Raw genomic sequence first — 24,329 nt, forward strand, 5'->3', positions numbered from 1 at the left:
CTACCGCTCGATATATGGGAATTGCCGAGCCGACATGGCCTCGCGCGCTTCGGGAAGAGACGGGTGGCCGCCGATGAAATCGTCGGGGTAGTACGCCAGGTGGCGCACGCCCGCAGCCAGAAGCAACTTGCTGTGTTCGAGCAGCACGCCCTCCGGCAAGGGCTTGCCGGTGCGCCAATCCACGGTCTGTAGTTCGAAAATGGCGTTCTCGAAACCATGCGGCTTCTGGCCGACACGCTGCGCCAGCTGCTGCAGCCACCGCTGCGGGTCGTCGGCTTGCTCCATGTACGGCATCGCCATCAGCGCGGTGTAGTCGTAGGCCGAAGCAAACGCGTCCAGGCGCTGCGCGAACCAGGCTTCGCTATGCGGCTGCAGCACTGGCTGCGCAAACAGGTTGCGCACGGTCACCAGCTTGGGGCGCCAGCGTTCGGCGGCTGCTTTCAGCTCCTGGGTGAAGCCGATCAGCTGCTGCGTGCGCGTGGCAGGATCGCCATTGCCGTAGGCAGGCACCTCGTCGTCGCGCAGATAGGCATCGTCGTGAAACAACAGGCCTTCGAAGTAGGTGTTGGCGGCCAGGTCTTCGTAGATGTCGGCGACCAGCTGATGCGTGCGCGGATTGCCCGGGTCCAGGCGCGGCACATCCTTCGGGTCCTTGCCGCGAATCTGCAGCGCCGCCTGTTGCTGTGCATCGGGCAGATGGAAGCCCAGCACCGGCAACCAAGCAAACACGCGCACGCCGGCACGGGTGCGCAGCTGCCAGGCCACACGCCCGAACAGATCCGCACGCATCGGCAGATGCCGGTTAGGGAAGTACAGCGCATCGGCTGCGCCATCGCCATCCGGGTCGGCGAAGGCCTGCAGGAACACATGGCTGGGGCCGATGTCCTTGATGCGCTGGACCAGGATGTCGAGGTTGCGTGCCAGCTGCGCCGGGTCCGGGTCGTAGACGTAATCCAGATCGATCTGGATCGCACGCAGGCCGTCGCGCGACAGATCGCGTCGCAGTTCGCCGGCCAGGTCGCGCACATCGGGATTGTTGAACAGCAACAGGCGGCCGAGGCTGGCCAGCGATTGCCCGTCCACGCGGTTGCGGCCCTGCTGGCCGATATCGGCTTCGTGCGAACGGCCTTCCAGGTCGAAGCTGAGCGTCATGCCCAGTTGCGCGGCAATGGCGTTGCTGGCGCGGTTGTAGGCGGCATACGGCCACACCATGGCGCGCGGCGGTTTGCCCAGATGCGCCACGATGGCGTCGCGGCTATGGCGCAGATCGGTCTGGATGCGCTGGCGATAATCCGCTTCGCTCTCGTAACCATTGCCCACCTCCCAACGACGGGTGACCGCTGCCGGGGTCTGATTGCCAAATGGATTGCCGGGGATACCTTTGTGCAGATCGTCGCTGTGCGAGCCGACTTCGATCAGGCCGCTGTCCTGCATCTCGCGCAGTTGTGCCCAGGTGACGAAATCATCGTGGGTGAAATCGCGATGGCCATAGGGCACCACCTGGCCGGCCGGCAATTCGACCCAACTAGTCACCGGCGCAACCAGCGCGGGATAGCCGTAGGCCTGCAATAACGGGAACACGCGCGTGTAGACGCTGCGCAAGCCGTCGTCGAAGGTCAGCAACACCGGCCTGGAGGGCAGGGCATGCTTGCCGGCACGTGCATCCAGCACCTGCTGCACGCTCACCGGGTGATAAGCGTGCGAGCGCAGCCAGTCCAGATGCGCGGCGAAGTTGTTGGTGGACACCGCATAACGATCGGGATCGCCCTTGGCGGCGACATCGTCGCGAACATCGTGGTAGCTGAGCACCAGCAGGCCCGCCTGCGCCGACGACGCGAACGTCATCAGCAGCAAGGCGACCAGCAGCAGCGGCAGGCGGATCAAGGCGTACCTCCCCATCGGAAATCCAGGTCGAATCCAAGTTGTTGTTCGCGCTGGCCGTCGTAGACCGGGCGCGACCAGCTCACGCCGTAGCTGAGCGCACTGCCGTCGCCCAGTGACCACAGGTGCCGGTAGGCCGCGCCGGGCACCCACTGACTGCCGAAGCCGGACTGATAGGTCGGCCCGACCGTGACCTCCAGCCGCTGCCGGAACGCGTAGTCGTAGCGACGCCAGCCGATCTGATCGATGCGCACGCCGGCCGCCACCGCAGAGCTGCGGCGCGGATTGAAGTAATTGACGGCGCGCTCGTCTTCGGCGCGTCCGGCCGAAGCGGCGAGCAGGCCATCCAGCAGCACATGCGGGCTGGCCCACAGGCGTTGGCTGCCCGAAAGATCGAGTTGATCGCGCCGATTGCCGTCGCTGTAACGCAATTGACGTGCCTGCAGTTCCCAACGGCTTTCGTCGTTGGGTGTCCAGCGCAGGGCGGCACCGATACTGTCGCCGGTGATGCCGAAGCGGCGTGCCTGCAATGAGGCTTCCGGATCGCGCGTGCGCCAGGCGACGCTGCCGTACCAGGCATCGGAAAACCGCCAGCCGGCATCCAGTGCCCAGGCGGTGCCATCGCGATCGAAGTCGTCGAGCGCCCGTCCGCCGTACGCACTGACATCCAGGCGGTCGTAGCGGTAGTGGGTGCCCAGCCAGAAGCTGCGGTAACGCACGCGCGTGTCCTGGAAATCGGCCCAGTCGTCGCGTGCACGCAATCCCACGCGCCAGCGCTCGCCGAGCAGTGGCGATTCGGCTTCCAGCAGCGTGCTGCCGAAGTCGTTGCCGAGCGGCGAGGTGCTGTTGGTCAGGGTGTCGCTGTCGCTGCGGCCGCGCGCATGGCTGAGATGTACCTGCCAGCCGCGTTGACGTTCCAGCGAGGCACCAAGCCGCTGCAGGCCGGCATCATCCGGATATTCCTTGTGCAGCGGCGCAAAGGTCGCCTCGGCCAGATCCAGGCGATCCAGATCGCGCTGCGCTTCGACCACGCCACTGCGCGCCTGTTTCTGATGCGGATCCAGCGTCAATGCCAGTGCATTGCGTTGCAGCGCTGCGCTGGGGTGCCCGCGACGGAATTCGATCGAGGCCAGTGCCGCCTGCAGCTCTGCATTGTCGGGGCCGATGGCCACACGTTCGCGCAACAGGGCGTCTGCGTCGCGATTGTGGTTAGCCGCCGAGCGTGCGGTGGCCAGGGCGATGTCTGCGCTGAAGCGATCCCAGTTTTCGTAGCCGCTGCTGGCGCCGTTGCGGCGCGGCCACGGCGCCTGCGTGGCCGCGAGTTTTTCGAACAGCGGCATCGCCAGGTCGAAGCGTTCCTGCTCGAGCAAGGCATAGCCCAGCAACAGCTGCGTATTGAAGTCGTCGGGATTGTGCTGCAGGGCCTGCCGGAGCACGGCTTCGGCCTCGGCCGGGCGACGCAGGCCCATCAGCGAATCGCCGACCGTCGGCAGCACATAGGCGGGAACCTCGATACCTTCCGCCTTCAACGCCTGATAGTTGGCCACGACATCGCGATGGCGCTGACGCTGGTTGAGTGCGACCAGGCTGTCCACGCGCAGCCGCGTGGCTTCCCATGTCAGCGTCGGCGGTGAGTCGCGTTCGATGCGGGCGACATTGACCAGGGCCTGATCGGTCTCCGCATAGCGGTGCGCCGCATCGATGGGCTCGGCGCTGGCCCACCCGATCATGCGGGCGACGCGATCGTTCTCGATGCGCTCGCGCTCCTGCTGCGAGAACCAGTCCGGGTGCCGCCATACGGCCTCTGCCGCAAGCTGTGCGCTGCCGAGATCGCTCAGCGTGACCGCACGCATGGCATAGGCGCCGCGATCACGTGGGTTCGCACGCAGTACGCGTTCGTAAATGGCCAAGGCATCTGCATAGCGTTGCTGACCGCGCAATTGCTCAGCCTGCTGCATGGGCGTGCGGGCGATGGAGGCGTCAGTCACCTTGCTCGGCCGCACTTCGCCGCCATGCGCCTGGGGCACACATGCAGCAATCAATGCGAGGCTGAGCAGAGGAGTGACCGCGCCCCTGCGGTCAGGACAGCCGCGACGCACGTGATTGCGGCAATTGGGGGAGGAGGCGGTGCATTGGCGATCCAGGCGTATGACGACAGGCGATACTGCGTATGCCCACGTAAAGCTCACGTCATCACAAATTTAACGCGACCTTCATCGGATCAGCCCGCTGTAAATGTGATTGATGTCACATAAATTATTCCTGGGAATCTGATGAAGCCAGCGGATCGGCTTTCAATTGGGCTGCTGGCCGCTGAGGTCTGGGCAGGCGGACACCACCCAACACGTACGAGCGACGGCAGATGCGTGGCAAGTGGAAGTGGCAGTCAGATATGCATTCAAAGTCATTGCTCCAATGACCTATGTTAGCGACACGTTGACGGACGTTCGCGGGAAGAGACGGAGACGGAATACTGCAGCGAGTCCGGGGACCAGATTTTTTGCCCACTTTTTAAGTGATATTCATCACATAATTGAAATGGGTCGGGTTTTTCTTACAGGGTGGCCCCTACATGGCGCGTTGACCGGTTCTTCACGTTCCATCACAGTTGCGCCGCATTCGTTGTGCCCAAGGATTGCGTCGCCGTCTTGGTGGCCAGGCACAGCGGTGTGAGCGACGGCGCGCCAAGGCGCGGCCCGCCGCACAGGGGGCAGGACAGATGTGGATGCGTTCGGCGCCAACGGCGCTGGCGGCTTGCCTATGGGCTGTCGCCGGGCTGGCGGCTGCACAACAGACGGCACCGACAACGCTGGATCGGCAGGAGCAATTGCGCCAGGCCGAGGAGATTCAGCGGCGTCAGGAACAGGAGCGACAGGCACCCTTCGCCGGCCCGCGCGAGGATGCCGAGCGCGTGGACGCCCGCAGCACCGTGCTGCCCAAGGAGGAACTGTGTTTCCCGATCGCCCGCGTGCGCCTGTCCGGTGCAGGGAACGATGGTGCACGCTTTGCGTGGTTGTGGATGTCGCTGCGTCGTTATGAGGGCCGCTGCATCGGTCGCGCGGCTATCGACATCATCCGCCGTCGCGCCCTGGATCAGCTGGTCGCGCGTGGCCTGGTCACCACCCGCATCGGCGTGCCCGAACAGGATCTTTCGCGCGGCGAACTGCGTTTCGAACTGATGCCCGGCCGCGTGCGCGCGGTGCGCGTAGTCTCCGACACCGGCGGCGAACACTGGAAGAGCGCGCTGCCGCTACGGCACGGCGACCTGCTGGACCTGCGTGCGATCGAGCAGGCAGTAGAGCAGTTCAAGCGACTGCCATCGCAGGACGCCAAGATCGACATCGCGCCGGGCGAGGCACCGGGCGAATCGGATCTGGTTATCACCTTGCAGCATGGTCGGCGTTGGCGTGGCGTGGCCAATGCCGACGACTCTGGCGTGGAGGCTACCGGGCGCGTGCAGAGCGGGCTGGATTTTTCGCTGGACAACCCGTTGGGCCTCAACGATCTGCTCAGCGTCGGCTACAGCCATGACCTGGCCACGCGCGACGAAGAGCGCGGCACGCGCGGCAACAGCCTTAGTTACAACCTGCCGTGGGGCTGGTGGACGTTTGCGTTGTCGGCCTCGTCGTACCGCTATCACCAGCGCGTGGACGGATTCTTGCAGACCTTCCAGTCCAGCGGCGAATCCAGCAACGCGCAGCTGGATATCCAGCGCGTCTTGCATCGCAACGGCACCAGCAAGACCTCGGCCGGTGTCACGGTTGGCCGGCGGCGTGCGCGCAGTTATCTGGATGGCGTGGAGATCGGCATCCAGCGTCGTGATACCAGCAGCGCGGAGTTCTACTTCACTCATCGCCGCTATCTGGGGGCGATGCAGTTGGACGTGCGCATCGCCCATCGGCGTGGCACGCCGTGGTTCAACAGCCAGTGGACCGGTTACGACCCGCAGATCGGGTTCCCGACATTCCGTTATGGCGTGACCACGCTGGACGTGAGCACCGCCACGCCGTTCAAGCTGGGCCCGGTGCCGATGGCCTGGGAAAGCAGCCTGCGTGCGCAAACCGCAGGCGAGCTGTTGCTTGGCTCGGAATTCGTCACCATCGGGGGCCGCTACAGCGTGCGCGGCTTCGATGGCGAAGCGACCTTGGGCGCGGAAAAAGGCGCGTATTGGCGCAACACCTTGAGTTTTCCGATCCAGCAGATCGGGCTGACACCGTACCTGGGCCTGGATGCCGGTCGCATCGATGGCACCAGTGCCAGCGGCCTGCGCGGCCGCAGCCTGGTGGGCGGCGCAGTGGGTCTGCGCGGCGGCTGGTTCGGTGCCAGCATCGATGCGTTTGCAGGCTGGGCGATCCATCGCCCGGACGGATTTGGAAGTGCGCAGCCGGCGTATGGCGCGCGTGTGATCTACCAGTTCTGACATGGATCGCGCCGCCAGCCGGCAGCGCGCTGTTGATTGATGACGCCCAGCAGTGGCGAGAGAGAAACGATGGACACCGAAGCGACGGGCATGCGTGCTTACCTGGCCGAACAAAGCAAGCGTGCGCTTGCGTTGCTGCTGTGCTGCACGGTCACCTGGACATCGTTTCCGGCCTGGGCACAGGTGGCGCCAACGCCGAATCCCGGCGGGCAGACGCCCGGTCAACAGGTCGCCGCCAATGGCGTGCCGGTGGTGGACATCGTCGCGCCCAATGCGCGCGGCATCTCGCATAACCGCTACAGCAATTTCAACGTCGGCCCGAACGGGTTGATCCTCAACAACAGCGCGCAGATCTCCAAGACCGAGCTGGGCGGCTATGTCGCCGGCAACGACAATCTGCAACGCAGCGGTGCCGCCTCGCTGATCCTCAACGAGGTCACTTCGGCCAGCAGCCGCTTGCAGGGGTACACCGAAATCGCCGGTGCCAAGGCGCAGTTGGTGATCGCAAACCCGAACGGTATTTCCTGCGATGGCTGCGGATTTCTCAACACCTCGCGCGTGACCTTGACCACCGGCACGCCAAACCTGGGCAGCGATGGCGCGTTGAACGGCTTCAGCATCACCGGCGGTGCGCTGGGTATCGGCAGTAACGGTCTGGATGCGTTCAATGTGGATCGCCTGGACCTGCTGTCGCGTCAGCTCAGCGTGGAGGGCTCGATCTGGACCAGGGAACTGGTCGCTGCCGCGGGTGCAGGGCGGGTCAATTATGACGGCATGCTGCTGGAGGTGGTGCCGGGCACCGATGGCGCGGCACCGTCGATCGGCATCGACGTGGCGCAGCTGGGCGGCATGTATGCCGACCGTATTCGCCTGATTGCGACCGAAGCCGGTGTCGGCGTGGTGAGTCGCGGCACCCTGGCGGCGCAGAGTGGCGATCTGCAGATCGACAGCGCGGGCCAGGTGAGCCTGGGCGGGACCGCGGTGGCGCGCGATGGAATGGGTGTGCGTGCAGCCGGTGACCTCGACCAGCGCGGCGTGCTCGGCTCGCAGCAAGGCGATGTGCGTCTGCGCGGCGTGCGCATGACCCTGGCAGGCGATCTGGTCGCCGCCGGTACCCTGGATGCACAAGCCAGCGGCACGTTGAGCCACAGCGGCCGCAGCAGCGCCGGCGCCATCCGTCTGTTCGGTTCGGAATTGAATGCCGATGGCAGCCTGCATACGACTGGTGCGCTGGATCTGGGCGCCGATGGCGTGTTGCGGGGCAACGGTGTGGCCTATGCGGCAACCGCTGCAACCCTGCGTGCGGGGCAGATTGGCCTGACCGGCACGCTGCAGAGCGGCGACGCCATTGGCCTGGATGCAAACGTGATCGATGCACTGGGCACCCTGGACGCGGCCACCGCCTTGCGCGTGAACAGCAGCGGCGACGCGCGCCTGGGTGGATTGGCGCAGGCCGGGCAGGGTGCCGATGTGCAAGCCGGCGGTCGGCTGGAACTGCAGGGTCAGCTGATTGCAGCGGATGCAGTGGCGCTCGATGCGGCGAGTATCGACATCGCACAGCGCGGCGCAATGTCTGCCGGTGGCGATCTTGAACTGCGCAGCGTAGGTGCGTTGAACAATGCCGGTAGCGGCTACGCCGGCCGCGATCTGCGTCTCCAGGCAGCGTCCGTCACCACGTCAGGCAGTCTGGCGGCCGCACGCGATGCGCAGGCGGCGGTTGCAGGTAGTCTGGTCAATAGCGGCACGTTCGTTGCAGGCAATGCGCTGACCGTCGATGCGGCGCAGCTGGACAGTCGTGGCGATATCGGCAGCCAGCGTGGGGAGACGCTGCTGCGCAGCCGCGGCGCTCTGGCGCTGAGCGGCAACACCGTGGCAGGTACTGCCCTGGGCCTGGACGCCGCAGCGGATGCGCAGGTCTCGGGCATCGTCAACGCCGGTAGCGTGAATCTTCGCAGCGGCGGCGACACCGCACTCTCCGGCACCCTGCAGACCACCGCCGGTGGGTTGGTGATCGCCGCAGGCGGTGAACTCGTCAACGATGCCGTGGTGGGTTCGACAGGCACGATCGATTTGCAGGCGAACGGCGCGCTGCGTCAGCGTGGTCAGCTCCGCGGCGATAGCGCGGTGCAATTGCGTGGCGCAGCGGTCGAGCACAACGGTGTCATCGATGCAGGTGGCGACCTGCGCATCACCAGTGCTGCCGAGCTCGCGTTGGACGGCACCGTGCAGAGCGCTGGCTCAGCCACATTGCAGGCGGGTGCAACACTGCAGAACCGCGCGAAGGTGATCGCAGCTGGCGCGCTGGATGTGGAGGCAGCCTCGTTGCGCAACGCGCAAAGTGGCGCGTTTTCGTCGGATGCCGGTGCGCGCGTGCGCACGGCCGGCACATTGCACAATGCCGGCAGCCTGTATGCGGCGAGCGATCTGCAGCTGACCGCAGGCGCGTTCACGCAAAGCGGCAGCGCCAGCTCGGGCAACACGCTTTCGGCAGCTGTGAGCGGGTCATTCGACAACGCTGGCACTGTGATTGCCAGGAACGCGCTAAAAATCGATGCCGGCAGCGTGCGCAGCAGCGGTCAACTCGGCAGCGAAGCGGCAAGTGTTGGTCTGGACAGCCAGGGCGATATCGCGCTGCAAGGCGTGGTTGCCGCTGCGAGCACGCTGCAGGCCAGCGCCGCTGGCGATCTGCAGCAGGCAGGGTCGCTAAGAGCGCAGTCGCTGGCATTGAGTGCCGGGCGTGATCTCACCGCTGCTGGCAACCTGCAATCAGCGTCCACGCTGGATCTGCAGGCACAACGTGCTCTGACATTTGCTGCCCAGGGCCAGGCTGGCGGTGATGCTTCGATGCGCGCCACCACACTGACAACCAGCCAGGATGCGGTGTTGCAGAGCACGGGAGCGATCGCGCTGGACAGCGCAGCCATCGACAGCCGCGGCAAGCTGGACGCGGGCAGCGATCTGCAGATCCGCAGCCAGGGCGATCTGGCACTGGCAGGTGTGGCACAAGGCGGCCGTGACGTGGGCTTGGACGCCACCGGTGCGCTCAGTAACGCGGCGCAGGTGTTTGCAGGCCGCGATCTATCGTTGCAGGCAGGTAGCCTCGACAACACCACGAGCGGTGTGTTGGCGGGCGAGGGCAACATCGCCCTGACCACTACGGCACAGCTCAACAACGCCGGGCGCGTGCAGGCCGGTGGCGATCTGCAGATCAACGCTGCAAGCCTGGACCAGGGCGGTAGCGCGTCTGCGGGCAACACGTTGCGTGCGACGATCGCAGGCACGCTCGACAATCGCGGCAATCTGATCGCCAAGGATGCGTTGCAGGTCGATGCGGCCACGCTGCGTAGCAGTGGGCAGTTGGGTAGCGAGCGGGCCGATGTCACGTTGAACAGCCGAGATGCGCTGCAACTCGAGGGTGTGGTTGCAGCGGCCACTGCATTGCGTGCGACTGCTGGCGGCGATTTGCAGCAGGCCGGTTCGCTCAAGGCACAGTCGATCGCGTTGCAGGCGGGGCGCGACCTCACTGCAAATGGCACTGTGCAATCGGCATCCACGTTAGATCTGCAGGCGCAGCGCACGCTCGCCCTGAATGGACACGCATCGAGTACGGGTGAGGCAACCGTCACCGGCGCATCGGTTCTGACAGGCGCTGCAGCAGTGCTGCAGAGCGGAGCCGCCATCACCCTGGATGGCGGCTCCATCGATAGCCGCGGTTCGCTCGATGCGGCGACCGATTTGAACGTGCGTAGCGCCGGTGATCTTGCACTGGCTGGCGTGGTCCAGGGCGGGCGCGACCTTGCGCTGAACGCTGCGGGCGCGTTGAACAATGGCGCTCAAGTCGTCGCAGCCCGCGATCTGCACGTGCAGGCTGCCAGTGCCAACAACGCCGCAACGGCAACCCTGGGTGCACTACGCGACCTGCGCGTCGATGTCGCCGGGGTGTTGGAAAACAATGGCAGCCTGCATGGCGAGCGTGGCCTTGCACTGAACACCGGAACATTGCTTCAACGCGGACGTGTCTATAGCGGCGACGCGGTGTCGATCGCTTCGACAGGCGCATTCGAGAACGCTGGCCAGCTGGTGTCCGGCAAGGACCTGGCCATCGCTGCCGACAGCATCGTCAGCAGCGGGCAACTCGGCTCGGTCAACGGCGCACTGACGCTGACCAGCCAGAACGCGATCGATCTGCACGGTGTGGTGGCTGCGGCGACCACGCTGCAAGCCACCGCTGGCACGGATCTGCTGCAGGCCGGCTCGCTCAACGCGCAGGCCGTGACATTGCAGGCCGGCGGCGATCTCACTGCCGGTGGAACCCTGCAGTCCGCGTCGGTGTTGGATCTGCAGGCGCAGCGCAGTGTGACGTTGAACGGCCAGGCGCAGGCGGGCAGTGACGCCAACCTGCGCGGCAACAGCATCGCCACCGGCCGCGACGCCGTGCTGAAAAGCGTCGGCGCGATCAGCCTGGACGGCGGTGCGGCAATCGATAGCCGTGGCACGCTCGACGCCGGCACGGACCTGCGCCTGCGCAGCACGGGCGCGCTTGCGCTCGCAGGCGTGGCGCAAGCCAATGGCGATGTTGTGTTGAGCGCAACCGACACCTTGAGTAACGCGAGCCAGGTGATTGCCGGCCGTGATCTTTCGGTGCAGGCCGGCAACATCGATAACGTGGCGGCCGGCGTGTTGGTGGCCGATGGCAGCGTCACGCTGACCACTGGCGCGTTGCAGAACGCCGGCAGCCTGCAGAGCGGCGGCGATCTGCGCATCACCGCCGCCAACATGGACCAGGGCGGTACCGCGATTGCAGGCAAGGCACTGACCGCAAAGGTCACCGGCACGCTGGACAACCGCGGCAACCTCATTGCCAAGGATGCGCTGCAGGTGGAGACAGGCAGCTTACGCAGCAGCGGCCAGCTCGGTAGCGAAGCTGCCAACGTCAGCTTGATCAGCCAAGGCGACATCACGCTGCAAGGCGTTGTCGCCGCAGCGACCACACTGCAGGCCACTGCAGTTGGCGATCTGCAGCAGGCCGGCTCACTCAAGGCGCAATCGATCGCGCTACAGGTCGGGCGCGATCTCACCGCCGCAGGCACGCTGCAGTCGGCAACGCAACTGGATCTGCAGGCACAGCGCGCACTGACAATGAACGGGCAGGCGGTGGCGACGGGCGATGCAACCCTGCGCGGCGCGCAGATCGGCACCGGTCAGGCTGCCGTGCTGCAAAGCGGCGGTGCAATCAGCCTGGACGGCGCCGCGATCGACAGCCGTGGCGCACTCGATGCAGCCGCTGATTTGAATCTACGCAGCACCGGCGACCTGGCGGTTGCCGGTGTCGCGCAGGCCGACCGTAATGTGGTGCTGAGCGCAGGTGGCGTGTTAACGAATACGGCGCAAGTTGTCGCTGGTCAGAGCTTGAACGTCACCGCAGCCAGCGCAAGCAATGCCGCCAGCGGCGTGCTGCTCGCGCAGGGCGACGCCACGGTCGCCATCGGCGGCTTGCTCGACAATGCTGGCGCCGTGCGCGCCGGCAATCAACTCGCCTTGGGCGTCGGGTCGCTGCGCCAGACCGGCCAGGCCTACGGCTTGCAACGCCTGGGTGTCATTGCCACTGGAGCGGTGGACAATCGCGGTGACCTGATTGGCGGCAATGGTTTGCGCGTGGAAGCGGCGCAAGTCAGCAGCAGCGGCCAGCTGGGCAGCGAGCGCGGCGATGTCGCATTGATCAGCCGCGGCAACCTGGAACTCGGCGGCAGCCTCGCATCGGCAGGCAGCTTCTCGGCGCAGGCCGATGGCGCGCTGGCACAGAGCGGCAACTTGAGCGCTGGCAGCACGCTGGAGTTACGTTCCAGGGGCGACCTGGGTGTGGCCGGCCAGCTCGGCGCTCAGCAGCTCACCTTGACCAGCGACGCCGTGTTGCGTCAGCAGGGCACCGTCAGCGGTACGACGGTGGATCTGCAGGGCGCACGCATCGAGAACGCCGGGCAGACCACCGCTTCGGGCAACTTGAGCCTGCGTGCGGGTGAGATCAGCATCGCCGGCACGGTGGGCGCCGGTATCAACGCAGATGGCAGCCTCGGCAGCGGACCCACGCTGAGCCTGATCGCCGATCGCCAGCTCAGCGCCTCCGGCAAGCTGCTGGCTGGCGGCAACCTCACAGCGCAGGGCAGCCAACTGCAGCTGGCGGGCGCCAGCACACGCGCAACCGGCAATGTCGCACTGACCACCGGCGGCAACCTCGATCATCGTGGCGGTGATCTGCTTGCCGGCGGCACGCTCACCGTGCAGGCCGGCGGCAACATCGACAACGGGCGTCTCAACGCCGTCGCCGGCCAGATGCAGGCCAACCAGTTGAGTATCGACGGCGCCAGCCTGAGCAATGCCGGCGGGCGGTTGGTGCAAAGCGGCAATGGACTGACCCGCGTCAGCATCGGCGGCGCGATCGACAACACCGGTGGCACGCTGGCCAGCAATGCGCAGGATCTGACCATCACTGCAGCCAGTCTGGAAAATTCACAAGGGCGCATCGAACACGCCGGCACCGGCGTCCTGTCGGTCACCAGCCGCAGTGCGCTGGGCAACAGCAGTGGGCGCATCCTCACGCAAGGGCAACTGCACCTGGACGCCAGTGGCGCGTTGAACAACCAGGGCGGCGCGATTGCCGCAGCGGGCGATGCGGCACTCACCGTTGCCGGCCTCAATAACATCGGTGGTTCGGTCTCGGCACGTGGATTGAACGTGCAAAGTACCGGCGCGGCCGACAACCGCAACGGCTTGCTGCAGGCCAGCGGTGGTGCGCTGACCTTGCGTGCCGACAGCCTCAGCAATGCCGGCGGCATTGTGCAGGCGGTCGCGAACGCTGGTGCGGGTGGCAGCCTGCGCGTCGAACTCAATCGTGGCCTGGACAACGGCAACGGCACGATCGGTGCCGGCAGCGACGCAGTGATTACTGCGGAAAACATCGGCAGCAGCGGCGGCAGTCTGCAAGCGGCGCGCGACCTCAGCGTTACTGCACGCGGCCAGCTGGACAATCACCAAGGCGGCAAGCTCAGTGCGGGGCGCGATCTCAACGTTGCCGTTGCCGGCGCGTTGCTCAACAGCGGCGGCCAGCTCGATGCCGGCAACACGCTGACCGCATCGGGTGGCCTCATCGACAATACCCAGGGCAGCATCGTCAACAACGGTGGCGGACTGACGCGCATCACTACCGGCGGTGCATTGACCAACAGCGGCGGCAATCTCGGTGGACGCGGCAGCGTGGTGATCGATGCCGCCAGCATCGCCAACAACAGCGGCCAGCTGGTCGCCGGCGGCGACCTGATCGCCAACACCAATGGCTTGAACAACCAGGGCGGCAACGTCTATGCCGGCGCAAGCTTCCTGCTGCAGCGCGCAGGCGCCACGCTAGACAATCAGAACGGCACCATCAAAGCCGAGCAGGCAGTCCGCCTGAACCTGCAGAACTTGAACAACGCGGGTGGCAAGATTGGCGCCGGCAGCATGACCGGTGGCGCCGGCGATGTGGTGATCGATACCGTTGGGTTCGATGGCGGCGGCAGCATCCTGGCGCAGAACCTGCTGGACCTGACCTTGCGTAGCGACTACACCCATCGCGCCGGTGCAGACCTGACCAGTAACGGCAATTTCAACCTGCGCGTCGGGGGGAGCCTGGTCAACGAGTCCACGCTCAAGGCTGCGCGCAGCCTGGACATTACGGCCGGCAGCATCACCAACCGTGCGGGCGCCACCATCCTGTCCAATGACACCCGCCTCAACGGCGGCAACATCATCGACAACGCCGGCAGTATCTCCGGCAATGGCGCACTGTCGCTGGTGGCGAACAGCATCAACAACACCGGCAGCATCGTCGGCGGCAACGTCTCGGTGAACACCGGCACATTGGTGAACGGCGCCGACTTCGGCGGCGCGACCGACAACGCAGCCTATGGCTCGGCCTTGCTCGGTTCCACCGGCAACATGAATCTGATCGTGCGCGATCAACTGCTCAATCGCGACGCGCGTATCTTCAGCCTGGGCAATATCGCCATCGGTGGCGCGCAGGATGGCGGCGGTACCTTGGTCTCGCGGACCGGTGTGGTCAATAACCTGTCGGGCAGCATCGAGGCTGATGGGAGCATCTTGATTGCGGCCAACCAGCTGAATAATCGGCGGCGAGTGATCAATACGACCAGCGTGTCGACCGATCCTGGTAACGACAATATCTACTCCGGCGGCGAGCTCATCGAAGGCAAGGCGATCCGGAATCTGCAGGGCGCGCGGGCGCCATATCCCTACAAAGGACTTGCACCTGGTATTTATCGCAACTATCAGGTGATCCAGCAGGAGCAGCTGTCATCCGCAAGTGCGGAGGGGAAGATTGCAGCGGGTGGAAACATCTTGCTGTCGGGCAGTGTCACAAATAATGCGTCGACCATCGCTGCAGCCGGTCTGTTTGCTGCCAATCAGCGAGGTCTTGGGGGGCTCTCGGATGCAATGATCAATGGCGGTGAGCAACTGCTCAACCAAGCGCTGGCATTGAATCAGGTGGTCCGGCAAAGCGATGTGGAGCACATCGTCACCGCGATTACCAATGACTGCATGCAGCCGGTTGGACAGAAGGTCGTTTGCTACTACGAGGAAGAAGATCAACAATTGAGTTCTTCGACGACCAGTAGCAGCTACATTGCCCTGGGCGCCAGCATGACCGGTGGCCAAGGCGTCAGCATCAACGGCGCCAACATCAGCAATGGTGCCGTCGGCAGCGACGGTCGTGGCATCAGCGGCGCCTCGCTGAGCGGTGTCGGCGCACAAGGTGGCTTGACCGGTCGCGCCACGCAAAGCGCCGGTGGAGTGGGCGGCCAGGCCGTGATCGGCCGTGCCAACGGCGGCGTGTCGAGCATCAGGGTGGCCACCGGTACGACCGGCAGTGCAGGCAGCCAGGTGGGCGCCAACACGCAGGACGCCACACTGGCCACATCGGCTGGCATCGTCAAGATGTCGGTCGCACCTGTCGCGTCCAACGACGGTGGGCTTGTACACAGCAGCGTCGATCAGGCAGACGTGCAGGCCACCGCGGCCGGTACCGGCGTCACGGCCGTCGCAACCGGCAGCCGTACCCGCGTCGACCCGGCCACCATTCCGGTGACCAACATTGTGGGTGGCGGGCAAACCTCGCTGACGCAGATCGATCTGCCCATTGGCGGGTTGTATCGCCTATCCGGCGGCACCGGTACCGATCTCACCGCCATGGGCCGCGCAGCCACCGGCCTTGGCGGCATCAACGCCTGGCGCAGCAATGGCCCGGGCCGTCGTTACCTGATCGAGACCGACCCGCGCTTCGTCAACTACGACAACTTCATCAGCAGCGACTTCCTGCTGGACAAGCTGGGTGTTGACCCGGAGTGGACCCAGACCCGCCTAGGCGATGGCTTCTACGAGCAGCGCCTGGTGCTGGACCAGATCACTCAGCTCACCGGCCGCCGCTATCTGGGCAACTACGCCGATGGCGTGGCGCAGTACCGCGCCTTGCTGGAGTCGGGCGTGGCCGCCGCAGGTCAGCTGCAGCTGAGCATGGGCGTGGGCTTGACCGCTGCACAAGCGGCCGCGCTGACGCAGGACATCGTCTGGATGGTGGAGCAGGACTACCAGGGCCAGAAGGTGCTGGTGCCCGTCGTGTATCTGGCTTCCAACTCGCTGCAGTTGCGTGGCAATGGCGCCTTGATCGCCGGCGGCAACGTCGAGCTCAACGCCACCAACGCCATGAGCAACCAGGGCGTCATCGCAGGCGCCGACGTCAGCGTCACCGCCGGCAACCTGCTCAACCAGGGCCGCATCAGCGGCACTGGCAGCGTTGCCCTGGAAGCGCGCAACGACCTGCTCAACCAGGGCCAGATCCAGGGCCGCGATGTGGCACTGGTGGCCGGCAACAACCTGGTCAGCGAAGCATCCAAGGCCATCAACGGTGTCGGCATCCTGTCCGGCATCAGCGCCAGCAACACCTTGCAACTGTTTGCAGGCAATGACATGACGTTGACCGGCACCCGCGTGCAGGCCGGCGGCAGCGCGGCATTGATCGCAGGCAACAACCTCAGCCTTACCCCAAGCGCGTTGCGCGACGACAACGGCCTGCTGCGCGGCGGCGATGCGGTGTCGGTGACCACTGGTAAGGATCTGGTGATGTCTGCAGGCAACGACCTGCAATTGCATGGCGTGACCATCAACGCCGGCGGCAGCGCCGCACTGCAGGCGGGCAACAACCTCTCGTTGACCCCGACCACTGGTCTCGACGGCAAGGTCGCCACCCGTACCAACATCAGCACCGGCGACAGCCTGCAACTGACCGCCGGCAACGACCTGACCATCCGCCAGGCCGACGTCAAGGCCGGCGGCGATCTGACTGCCGCAGCCGGCAACAACCTCAACGTCGAATCCGTCCTCAACGAGACCGAAACCAACAGCTACAAGAGCCGCAACGGCAAGACCCGCGTCACCACCACCACGACCACCCAGAGCATCGACCAGCAGGCGCTCACTGCCGGCGGCAACCTGATCCTCAGCGCCGGCAACGACGTCAATCTGGTCGCGGCCAAGCTGGACGCCGGCAAGGGTCTGGGCATCAGCGCCGGCAACGACATCAATGCCAGCACGCTGACCACGGTGGACACCAGCAACACGCTGGAAACGCGCAAGCGCTTCAAGCAGACCACCGCGACCAGCGACGAAACCGTCCACGGCACCGAGTTCAACGCTGGCGGCAACCTGGCGATGCAGGCCGGCAACGACATCACCCTCACCGCCGCATCGGCAGCCACCAAGGAAGGAGGCATCACCCTGGCTGCCGGCAACGACGTCAACCTGCTCGCCGCTAGCGAGCAGCACGACGCCGTGCAGGACATGACCAAGAAGAAGAAGGGCACGTTCTCCAGCAAGACCACAACCACGCATGATGAGTGGCACGACAATGTAGCAGTCACCACCACGCTCAGTGGCGACACGGTGCAGATCGCGGCGGGTAACGATTTGTTGTCGCAAGGCGCGCAGGTCGCCAGCACCGGCGATGTGGTATTGGCCGCAGGCAACAACATCACGCTGGACACGGTGCAGAACACGCACAGCGAGGAACACGAAAAGACTGTCAAGAAGTCGGGTCTCTACGGCGGCGGTGGATTCAGCGTCGCTTTGGGCGTCACCAAAAAGACCGATGGGCTGGACGTCACCGAGGTGACCAACAGCGGCAGCCTGGTCGGCAGTACAGATGGCTCGGTGACAATGACCGCCGGCAACAAGGTTGCCATTACCGGCAGCGATGTGCTGAGTGCCACCAGCACTACGATCGTGGGCAAGGAAGTCACGATTGCCGCGGCAGAAAATACCGTGGATACGGTGCAGACGTCCAAGCAGCAGAGTGCGGGTATCACGTTGGGGCTGACCGGGGGCGTGGTTGCAGCAGCGGAAGCGGCGTACAGCGCGACTAAACGTGGTTCAGAGGTAGAGGATGACCGTCTAAAAGCACTCTATGCCGCCAAGGCGGGTTACGCCGTCAGCGACGGCGTGGCCGAGTATCAGGCAGCTGCGGCCGCTGGCAGCAGTATGGGGGGCGTGAGTTTACGCATCGGTATTGGAGCTAGCAGTGCGTCGAGTAAGACGACAACACATGAGGAAACCACTGGCGGTAGTCGCATCCTGAGCGACGGCAACGTCACCATCGCAGCGACAGGCGGCGATCTGAATGTCATTGGTAGCAAGATCAATGGTGAAAATGTCGTGCTGTCTGCGGCGAACGACCTGAACTTGCTGAGCAACCTGGAGACCAACACCAATAAATCGGAGAACAAGAACGCGGGTGGTGAGATTGGTGTAAGCGTTGGTACCACGACGGGTGTGTATCTCACTGCTTATGCGGGTAAAGGTAGTGCCAAGGGCAATAGTGACGTACACGCTGAGAGCGTAGTGACCGCCAACGACAGGTTGACGTTGATCAGTGGTAACGACACTACGATCAAGGGCGCACAAGCAATCGGCGACAAAGTGCTTGCCGACGTTGGCGGTAACCTGCTGATCCAAAGTGAGCAAGACACCAGCGACTACAAGAGCAAGCAGCAACAGGCGGGCATGACGCTGGTGTGGGGCTTTAGCGGCAGTAGTGCGAACTACAGCCAACAGAAAGTCAACAACAGTTACACCAGTGTCAATGAACAAAGCGGCATTCAGGCCGGCAAGGGTGGATTTGATATCACTGTTGGTGGCAATACGCACCTTGTTGGCGGCGCAATTGCAAGTGCCGCGGATGCGACACTCAATCGCCTGTCCACGGACAGCCTGACGGTAGAAGATCTTCAAAACGAAGCAAAGGCAAAGGCATCGAACATCGGTGTCGGCGCGGGAACCAGTGGTGCTGGATTGGCGCAATCCGCCGCAAGTGCAGGACTCAGTGCTCTGGGCAGCGCCAATAGCAATGCAACGAGTACTACTCGTAGTGACATTGCTGCTGGTGCTATTGAGATACGCAATAAGGATTTCAGTGCCCTGGAAGGTCTGGAACGTAGCGCCTCAATGCTTGACGGCAATAGCGTCAAAGCGATTGATACGAACAAGTTGCAGGAACAGGTCGAGCTGAGCCAGGTTGCAGGCGAAGTCGGATTCCGTACTGCCAAGGAAGTGATTGCTGCACGGCGTGATGCGGCAACAGAAGAGCTCAAAGCCGCAGCCGAGGATTATCAAGCTGCTACAACCGATGAGGAGCGTGCGGCAGCAGCGGTGCGGCGTGACGCCGCTCAGTCCAGTCTGAAGCAGTGGTCCGATGGCGGTAATGCCAAGATGGCAACGCAGGTACTGGCAGGCGTATTCCAGGCCAGTCTAGGCGGGGGCAGTGCTCTAGGCGCTGCTGCTGGTGTAGCTGCCAACGAAGGATTCCTGACCAAGCTATCAGCAAGCATCAATAAGGGCTTGGATGGCGATGGTATAGCCCGACATCCCCCCGCCCTGAGTAGCGGCTTGGTTTAGAGTCCCGGGTTAATGATATCGGTGTTTGCCAGATGTTGGGCATACGCAGCCGGCGTCATGCCGCCAATTGCTTTCTTGGGTCGGTCCTCGTTGTATTCGCGTCGCCAGCGTTCGATCTCGGTGCGCGCGTGCAGCAACGTCGGGAACCAGTGCTCGTTGAGGCATTCATCGCGTAGCCGGCCGTTGAAGGATTCGACGTAGGCGTTCTGGTTCGGTTTGCCTGGTTGGATCAGCCGCAACTGCACGCCACGGGCATGCGCCCAGGCGACCATTGCCTTACCGCAAAACTCCTTGCCGTTGTCGGTGCGGATCACCTGCGGCAGGCCGCGACTGTGTGCCAACCGATCCAGGACGCGCGCAACCCCGTGCCCAGAGATCGCGCGCTCCACCTCGATGGCGACCGCTTCGTGCGTTGCGTCGTCCACGATCACCAGACACTTGATCACTCGGCCTTCGGCGGAGCGGTCGAACACGAAGTCCATCGACCACACCTGGTTGGCCTGCGCTGGCCGCAGCAGCGGCTGACGCTCGCCTATTGGCACTTTTTTGCGCTTGCGCCGTCGGACCTGTAGCTGCTGTTCGCGGTACAACCGCTCCACGCGTTTGTAGTTCACGATGCGCCCTTCCTGTCGCAGTTTGAGATAGATCATCCCCACGCCATAGCGACGATGGCGATGCGCCAGCGCAAGAATGCGCTCGCGCAGTTCGCCGTTGCGGTCTTGGCGTGGGCAATAGCGCAGCGCGCTGGCGCTCATGCCGATCACTGCCAGCGCACGACGCTCGCTGGCACCACGCCCGATCCACTCGCGCACCAGCATACGACGCGCCGGTGCGCTCACCACTTTTTTCGCAACGCATCCTTGATCAGGTCGTTCTCGAACAACTGCTCGGCCAGCAACTTCTTCAGCCGCGCGTTCTCGGCCTCAAGGTCCTTGAGCCGCTTGGCATCGGGCACGCTCATGCCGCCGAACTTGCTACGCCACAGATAGTACGAGGCCTCGCTGAAGCCATGGCGCCGGCACAGATCCTTGATCGCCACGCCGCCTTCGGCTTCGCGCAGGAAGCCGATGATCTGCTCTTCGGTAAAACGCTTCTTCACGTCCAATCTCCTTGGGGTAGGGAATTGGACTCCAAACTGAGGTGCTACTCAAAATTGGGGGGACGTCGTCCCCGCGCCGAAATCGATTGCCGGCGATGCGACTACAACGAGCGCCAACTCAAGAAAACGATCGGGGCCATAACACCGGCTGCTTGTGCCCAACGGTTGCCAACAGCGATATCAGCAACCCAAGAGCCTAAACTCGACAACTAATCAAAGAGGCGTGGGCGTCGCAATCTGTGGGTGATGCGCCGGCAGTTGTTGCCGACCAAGGGATAAACACTGATGGGCGGCACCAAAATCCTCGAGGAAATCTGAGAAATCAGTTCGTATGTAGTCAAGTTACGCGCCAGCGACGTACCGCAGGTTGGGATTGAGGCATCTGGCGCATTGTTCCAGACTTCCCTAGGAAAGCGATCACATCCGTGAGCGTGCTTGTTGCTGTGAACGCGCGATCGAACTAGGATCATCATTTCGAACGGGGAGAAAAAAATGGCGGAAACCGTAGCTGTCAGCGATAACGAAGACGTTTCTGTGATGGCAGCGAAGCTATGCAATTCGCTACGCGAGTTTGCAGAAGAATTGGGCGCCCGCCATCCTAGTGGCACCCAGTCCTTTTATGCTGGTTTCAACTACAATGGCTCCGTCATACAGCCGGTTGACTTAAAGATCAGTGCGACTGCACTTGCAGAGCGTTATGAATCTTATAACTGGGCGGCCTGTAATCACGAGCATGCGGCAGAGTGGTTTAACGATCTAGCGGCCAAGGTTGATTTAGCAAAGACTGTTCTTCCAAATCTTTTTAGTTCTGCGCATGTTGCTGAGGGAATTCAGGCTCTACTGACAACTATAAAAATTCATGTTGATTCTCTGGTCGAATTATCGGTCGTAGATGAGATGCTGAAACTACCCCAAAAAATCCAGCGAGATGCATCGCGTGCAGCGGATCGTCTGTCAAATGCTTCTGGTAAAATTGAGGGTATTGAGGCGGTTTTGGCTAAAATTGCATCCGCTAAAGAGCTTGCTGAAAATCTCGGGACTACTCAAGAAGATCTGGAAGCTGCTCTGAAAGAGGTGGAATCTGCTAAGACTAGCTCGCTCCGGCATGAGCAGGCGGCTAAGGCTGCTGCGGAACATGCAGATGCAGCATCGGTCGAGTTGAAGGAGCATCTTGCAGAGGCTGAGAAAACGATGGCACGTGTCGCAGCAGCTTACCGTGCGTCGACTTCTGAAGGGCTTGCGAAAGCTTTTTCAAGAAAAGCTGAAAATCTAAATAAGTCGATATATCTGTGGATTTTTGCATTATTGGTTGGGCTTGTTGGTGCTATATGCATTGGTGCGACAAGGTTCCCATCGATATTGGCCGCTTCGGTTAATCAATCGGGTCAGTCTATAAATATAAGTGCGGTGTTAGTGCAGGTTATTTTAGCGGCCTTGTCGCTAGGGGCGCCAGTTTGGCTAGCTTGGGTGGCAACCACTCAGATCGGACAGCGTTTCAGGTTGGCTGAAGATTACGCTTACAAAGCTGCTCTTGCCGCAGCGTATGAAGGCTATCGTAGCGAAGCTGCCCGATTGGATCCTTTAATGGAAGGGCAGCTTTTTTCCATAGCTTTGACTAGACTCGATGAGCTTCCTTTGCGTTTAGTTGACAATCATGTTGCTGGTAGTCCTCTTCATGAGCTTATAAAGTCTGTTGAATTTTCTGCAGCAATGGACGCTGTGCCTGGTCTGCGCAGACGGCTTGATGCCATTTTCCGGCGCGAGGCTAAGACCTCAGGGGGGACGTCTGTCGATTCTGCGGCGTCTTCTCTCCCTGAGTAGTAGCTGTGTTGAGAATTCGTGATTGATTAAATTCCTCTATATAAAAAAACCGGCGTTGAGCCGGTTTTTTTATATTTCTTCCTTTGGATTAAAAAGTCCTAAACAGACAACTCCAACAACAACTTGTTCAACCGCTTCACATAGCCAGCCGGGTCCTTGAGGCTGTCGCCCGCCGCCAGCGCCGCCTGGTCGAACAGCACCCGGCTCAGATCGCCGAAGCGGTCCATGTCGGCTTCCGCATCCAGCTTTTCGATCAGCGGGTGGGCCGGGTTGAATTCGAATACCGGCTTGGACTCCGGCACGGCCTGGCCGCTGGCTTCCAGCAGCTGACGCATCTGCAGGCCCAGGTCGCCCTGGCCGATGGCCAGGATTGCCGGGGAATCGGTCAGGCGGTGCGAGACGCGCACTTCGGCCACGTCGTCGCCCAGGGCGGCCTTGATGCGCGAGGCCAGGCCTTCCTTGGATTTGGCGACTTCTTCCTGCGCCTTCTTGTCTTCTTCCGAATCCAGCTTGCCCAGGTCCAGGTCGCCGCGTGCCACATCCACGAACGACTTGCCGTCGAACTCGGTGAGATAGCTCATCAGCCACTCGTCGATGCGGTCGGTGAGCAGCAGTACTTCGATGCCCTTCTTGCGGAAGACTTCCAGGTGCGGGCTGTCCTTGATCTGCGCGTAGCTCTCGCCGGTGAGGTAGTACAGCTTGTCCTGGCCTTCGGCCAGACGACCCACGTAATCGGCCAGGCCCACGCTCTGCGCGCCGGTGGTGTCATGCGTGGAGGAGAAGCGCAGCAGGCCGGCGATCTTTTCGCGGTTGGCGTAATCCTCGGCCGGGCCTTCCTTCAGCGCCTGGCCGAAGTTGCGCCAGAACGTTGCATAGTCGTCCGGCTTGTCCTTGGCCAGCTTCTCCAGCATGTCCAGCGAGCGTTTGGTCAGCGCCGACTTCATCGAGTCGACCACCGGGCCGGACTGCAGGATCTCGCGCGACACATTGAGCGACAGGTCGGACGAATCCACCACGCCCTTGATGAAACGCAGGTACAGCGGCAGGAACTGCTCGGCCTGGTCCATGATGAAAACGCGCTGCACGTACAGCTTCAGGCCCTTGGCCGAATCGCGGTGATACAGGTCGAACGGGGCGCGGCCGGGCACGAACAGCAGCGAGGTGTACTCCAGCTTGCCTTCGACCTTGTTGTGGCTCCACGCCAGCGGGTTGCCGGCATCATGCGCGACGTGCTTGTAGAACTCTTGGTATTCCTCGTCCTTGATCTCGGACTTGGGCCGCGTCCACAGCGCGCTGGCGCGGTTGACCGCTTCCCACTCCGGCTCGGCGGGCGCGTCGGCCTGTTCGCCGTGGTGCTCCTTGCGCATCTCGATCGGCAGGCCGATGTGGTCGGAGTATTTCTTGAGGATGCCGCGCAGCGTCCAGCCGTCGGCAAAGCTGTCTTCGCCGTCCTTCAGGTGCAGCACGATGCGGGTGCCGCGCTCGGGCTTGTCGACGCTGGCGACCTCGAACTCGCCTTCGCCACGCGAGGACCAGTGCACGCCCTCGTTGGCGGGCAGGCCGGCGCGACGCGAGTACACGTCGACCTGGTCGGCGACGATGAAAGCGCTATAGAAGCCCACGCCGAACTGGCCGATCAGGTTGGCGTCCTTCTTCTGGTCGCCGCTGAGGTGCTTGAGGAAGTCGGCGGTGCCGGACTTGGCGATGGTGCCCAGATGCGAGACCGCATCCTCGCGGCTCATGCCGATGCCGTTGTCGTCGATGGTGACGGTGCGCGCGTCCTTGTCGTAGTCCACGCGGATGCGTAGCTCGCCGCCGCCTTCCAGCAGCTCCGGCTTCACCAATGCCTCGAAACGCAGCTTGTCGGCAGCGTCGGCGGCATTGGAGACCAGCTCGCGCAGGAAGATTTCCTTGTTCGAGTACAACGAGTGGATCATCAGCTGCAGCAGCTGCTTGACCTCGGTCTGGAAGCCAAGCGTCTGCTTGTCGGTATCAACGGTCATTGGGGTCGTGCTCCATGGTGGCCCAGGCCGCAACGCGGCCGATGGCCTGGGGGATGAGGCCGTGTGGGGATTTTTCAAGGCGGGCGTGCGCCAGATCGCCTGCGTCCAT

Annotated in this window: 7 protein-coding genes; 3 read left to right on the plus strand and 4 right to left on the minus strand. The window is 63.3% G+C overall.

From position 1 onward, the window contains the following. A complete protein-coding gene (gene pgaB, locus XARJCFBP2528_RS03285) occupies positions 1–1,899 on the minus strand; it encodes a poly-beta-1,6-N-acetyl-D-glucosamine N-deacetylase PgaB (RefSeq protein ID WP_026064845.1) in 1,899 nt (632 codons plus the stop codon). Beyond that, a complete protein-coding gene (locus XARJCFBP2528_RS03290; RefSeq protein WP_047124467.1) occupies positions 1,881–3,839 on the minus strand; it encodes a tetratricopeptide repeat protein in 1,959 nt (652 codons plus the stop codon). Before XARJCFBP2528_RS03290 ends, pgaB begins: the two co-directional genes overlap by 19 nt. A 761-nt stretch (positions 3,840–4,600) precedes the next feature. Here XARJCFBP2528_RS03290 and XARJCFBP2528_RS03295 point away from each other — a divergent pair. Together XARJCFBP2528_RS03295 and XARJCFBP2528_RS03300 are read left to right on the plus strand one after the other, a co-directional pair. After that, positions 4,601–6,301, plus strand: coding sequence for a ShlB/FhaC/HecB family hemolysin secretion/activation protein (locus XARJCFBP2528_RS03295; protein ID WP_026064865.1), 1,701 nt, complete (start codon positions 4,601–4,603; stop codon positions 6,299–6,301). Between the two features lie 69 nt (positions 6,302–6,370). Continuing rightward, positions 6,371–19,297, plus strand: a complete 12,927-nt coding sequence (locus tag XARJCFBP2528_RS03300; RefSeq protein WP_239684682.1) for a two-partner secretion domain-containing protein — start codon at positions 6,371–6,373, stop codon at positions 19,295–19,297. Here XARJCFBP2528_RS03300 and XARJCFBP2528_RS03305 read toward each other — a convergent pair. Beyond that, a protein-coding gene (locus XARJCFBP2528_RS03305; protein ID WP_102596355.1) for an IS3-like element IS1403 family transposase occupies positions 19,294–20,396 on the minus strand; the annotation gives its coding sequence in 2 pieces (ribosomal slippage) (positions 19,294–20,138 and positions 20,138–20,396; 1,104 coding nt in all). The two genes, XARJCFBP2528_RS03300 and XARJCFBP2528_RS03305, sit on opposite strands and share 4 nt — an antisense overlap. 492 nt (positions 20,397–20,888) lie before the next feature. On the opposite strand from XARJCFBP2528_RS03305, the gene XARJCFBP2528_RS23185 reads away from it, so the two are divergent. Next, positions 20,889–22,217, plus strand: coding sequence for a hypothetical protein (locus tag XARJCFBP2528_RS23185; RefSeq protein ID WP_155410688.1), 1,329 nt, complete (start codon positions 20,889–20,891; stop codon positions 22,215–22,217). Between the two features lie 98 nt (positions 22,218–22,315). On the opposite strand, the gene htpG is transcribed toward XARJCFBP2528_RS23185, so the two are convergent. After that, positions 22,316–24,220, minus strand: coding sequence for a molecular chaperone HtpG (gene htpG, locus XARJCFBP2528_RS03320; protein WP_016903278.1), 1,905 nt, complete (start codon positions 24,218–24,220; stop codon positions 22,316–22,318). Positions 24,221–24,329 lie beyond the last annotated feature (109 nt).

It is taken from the genome of Xanthomonas arboricola pv. juglandis (genome assembly GCF_001013475.1).
In the GTDB taxonomy this organism is placed as follows: domain Bacteria; phylum Pseudomonadota; class Gammaproteobacteria; order Xanthomonadales; family Xanthomonadaceae; genus Xanthomonas; species Xanthomonas arboricola.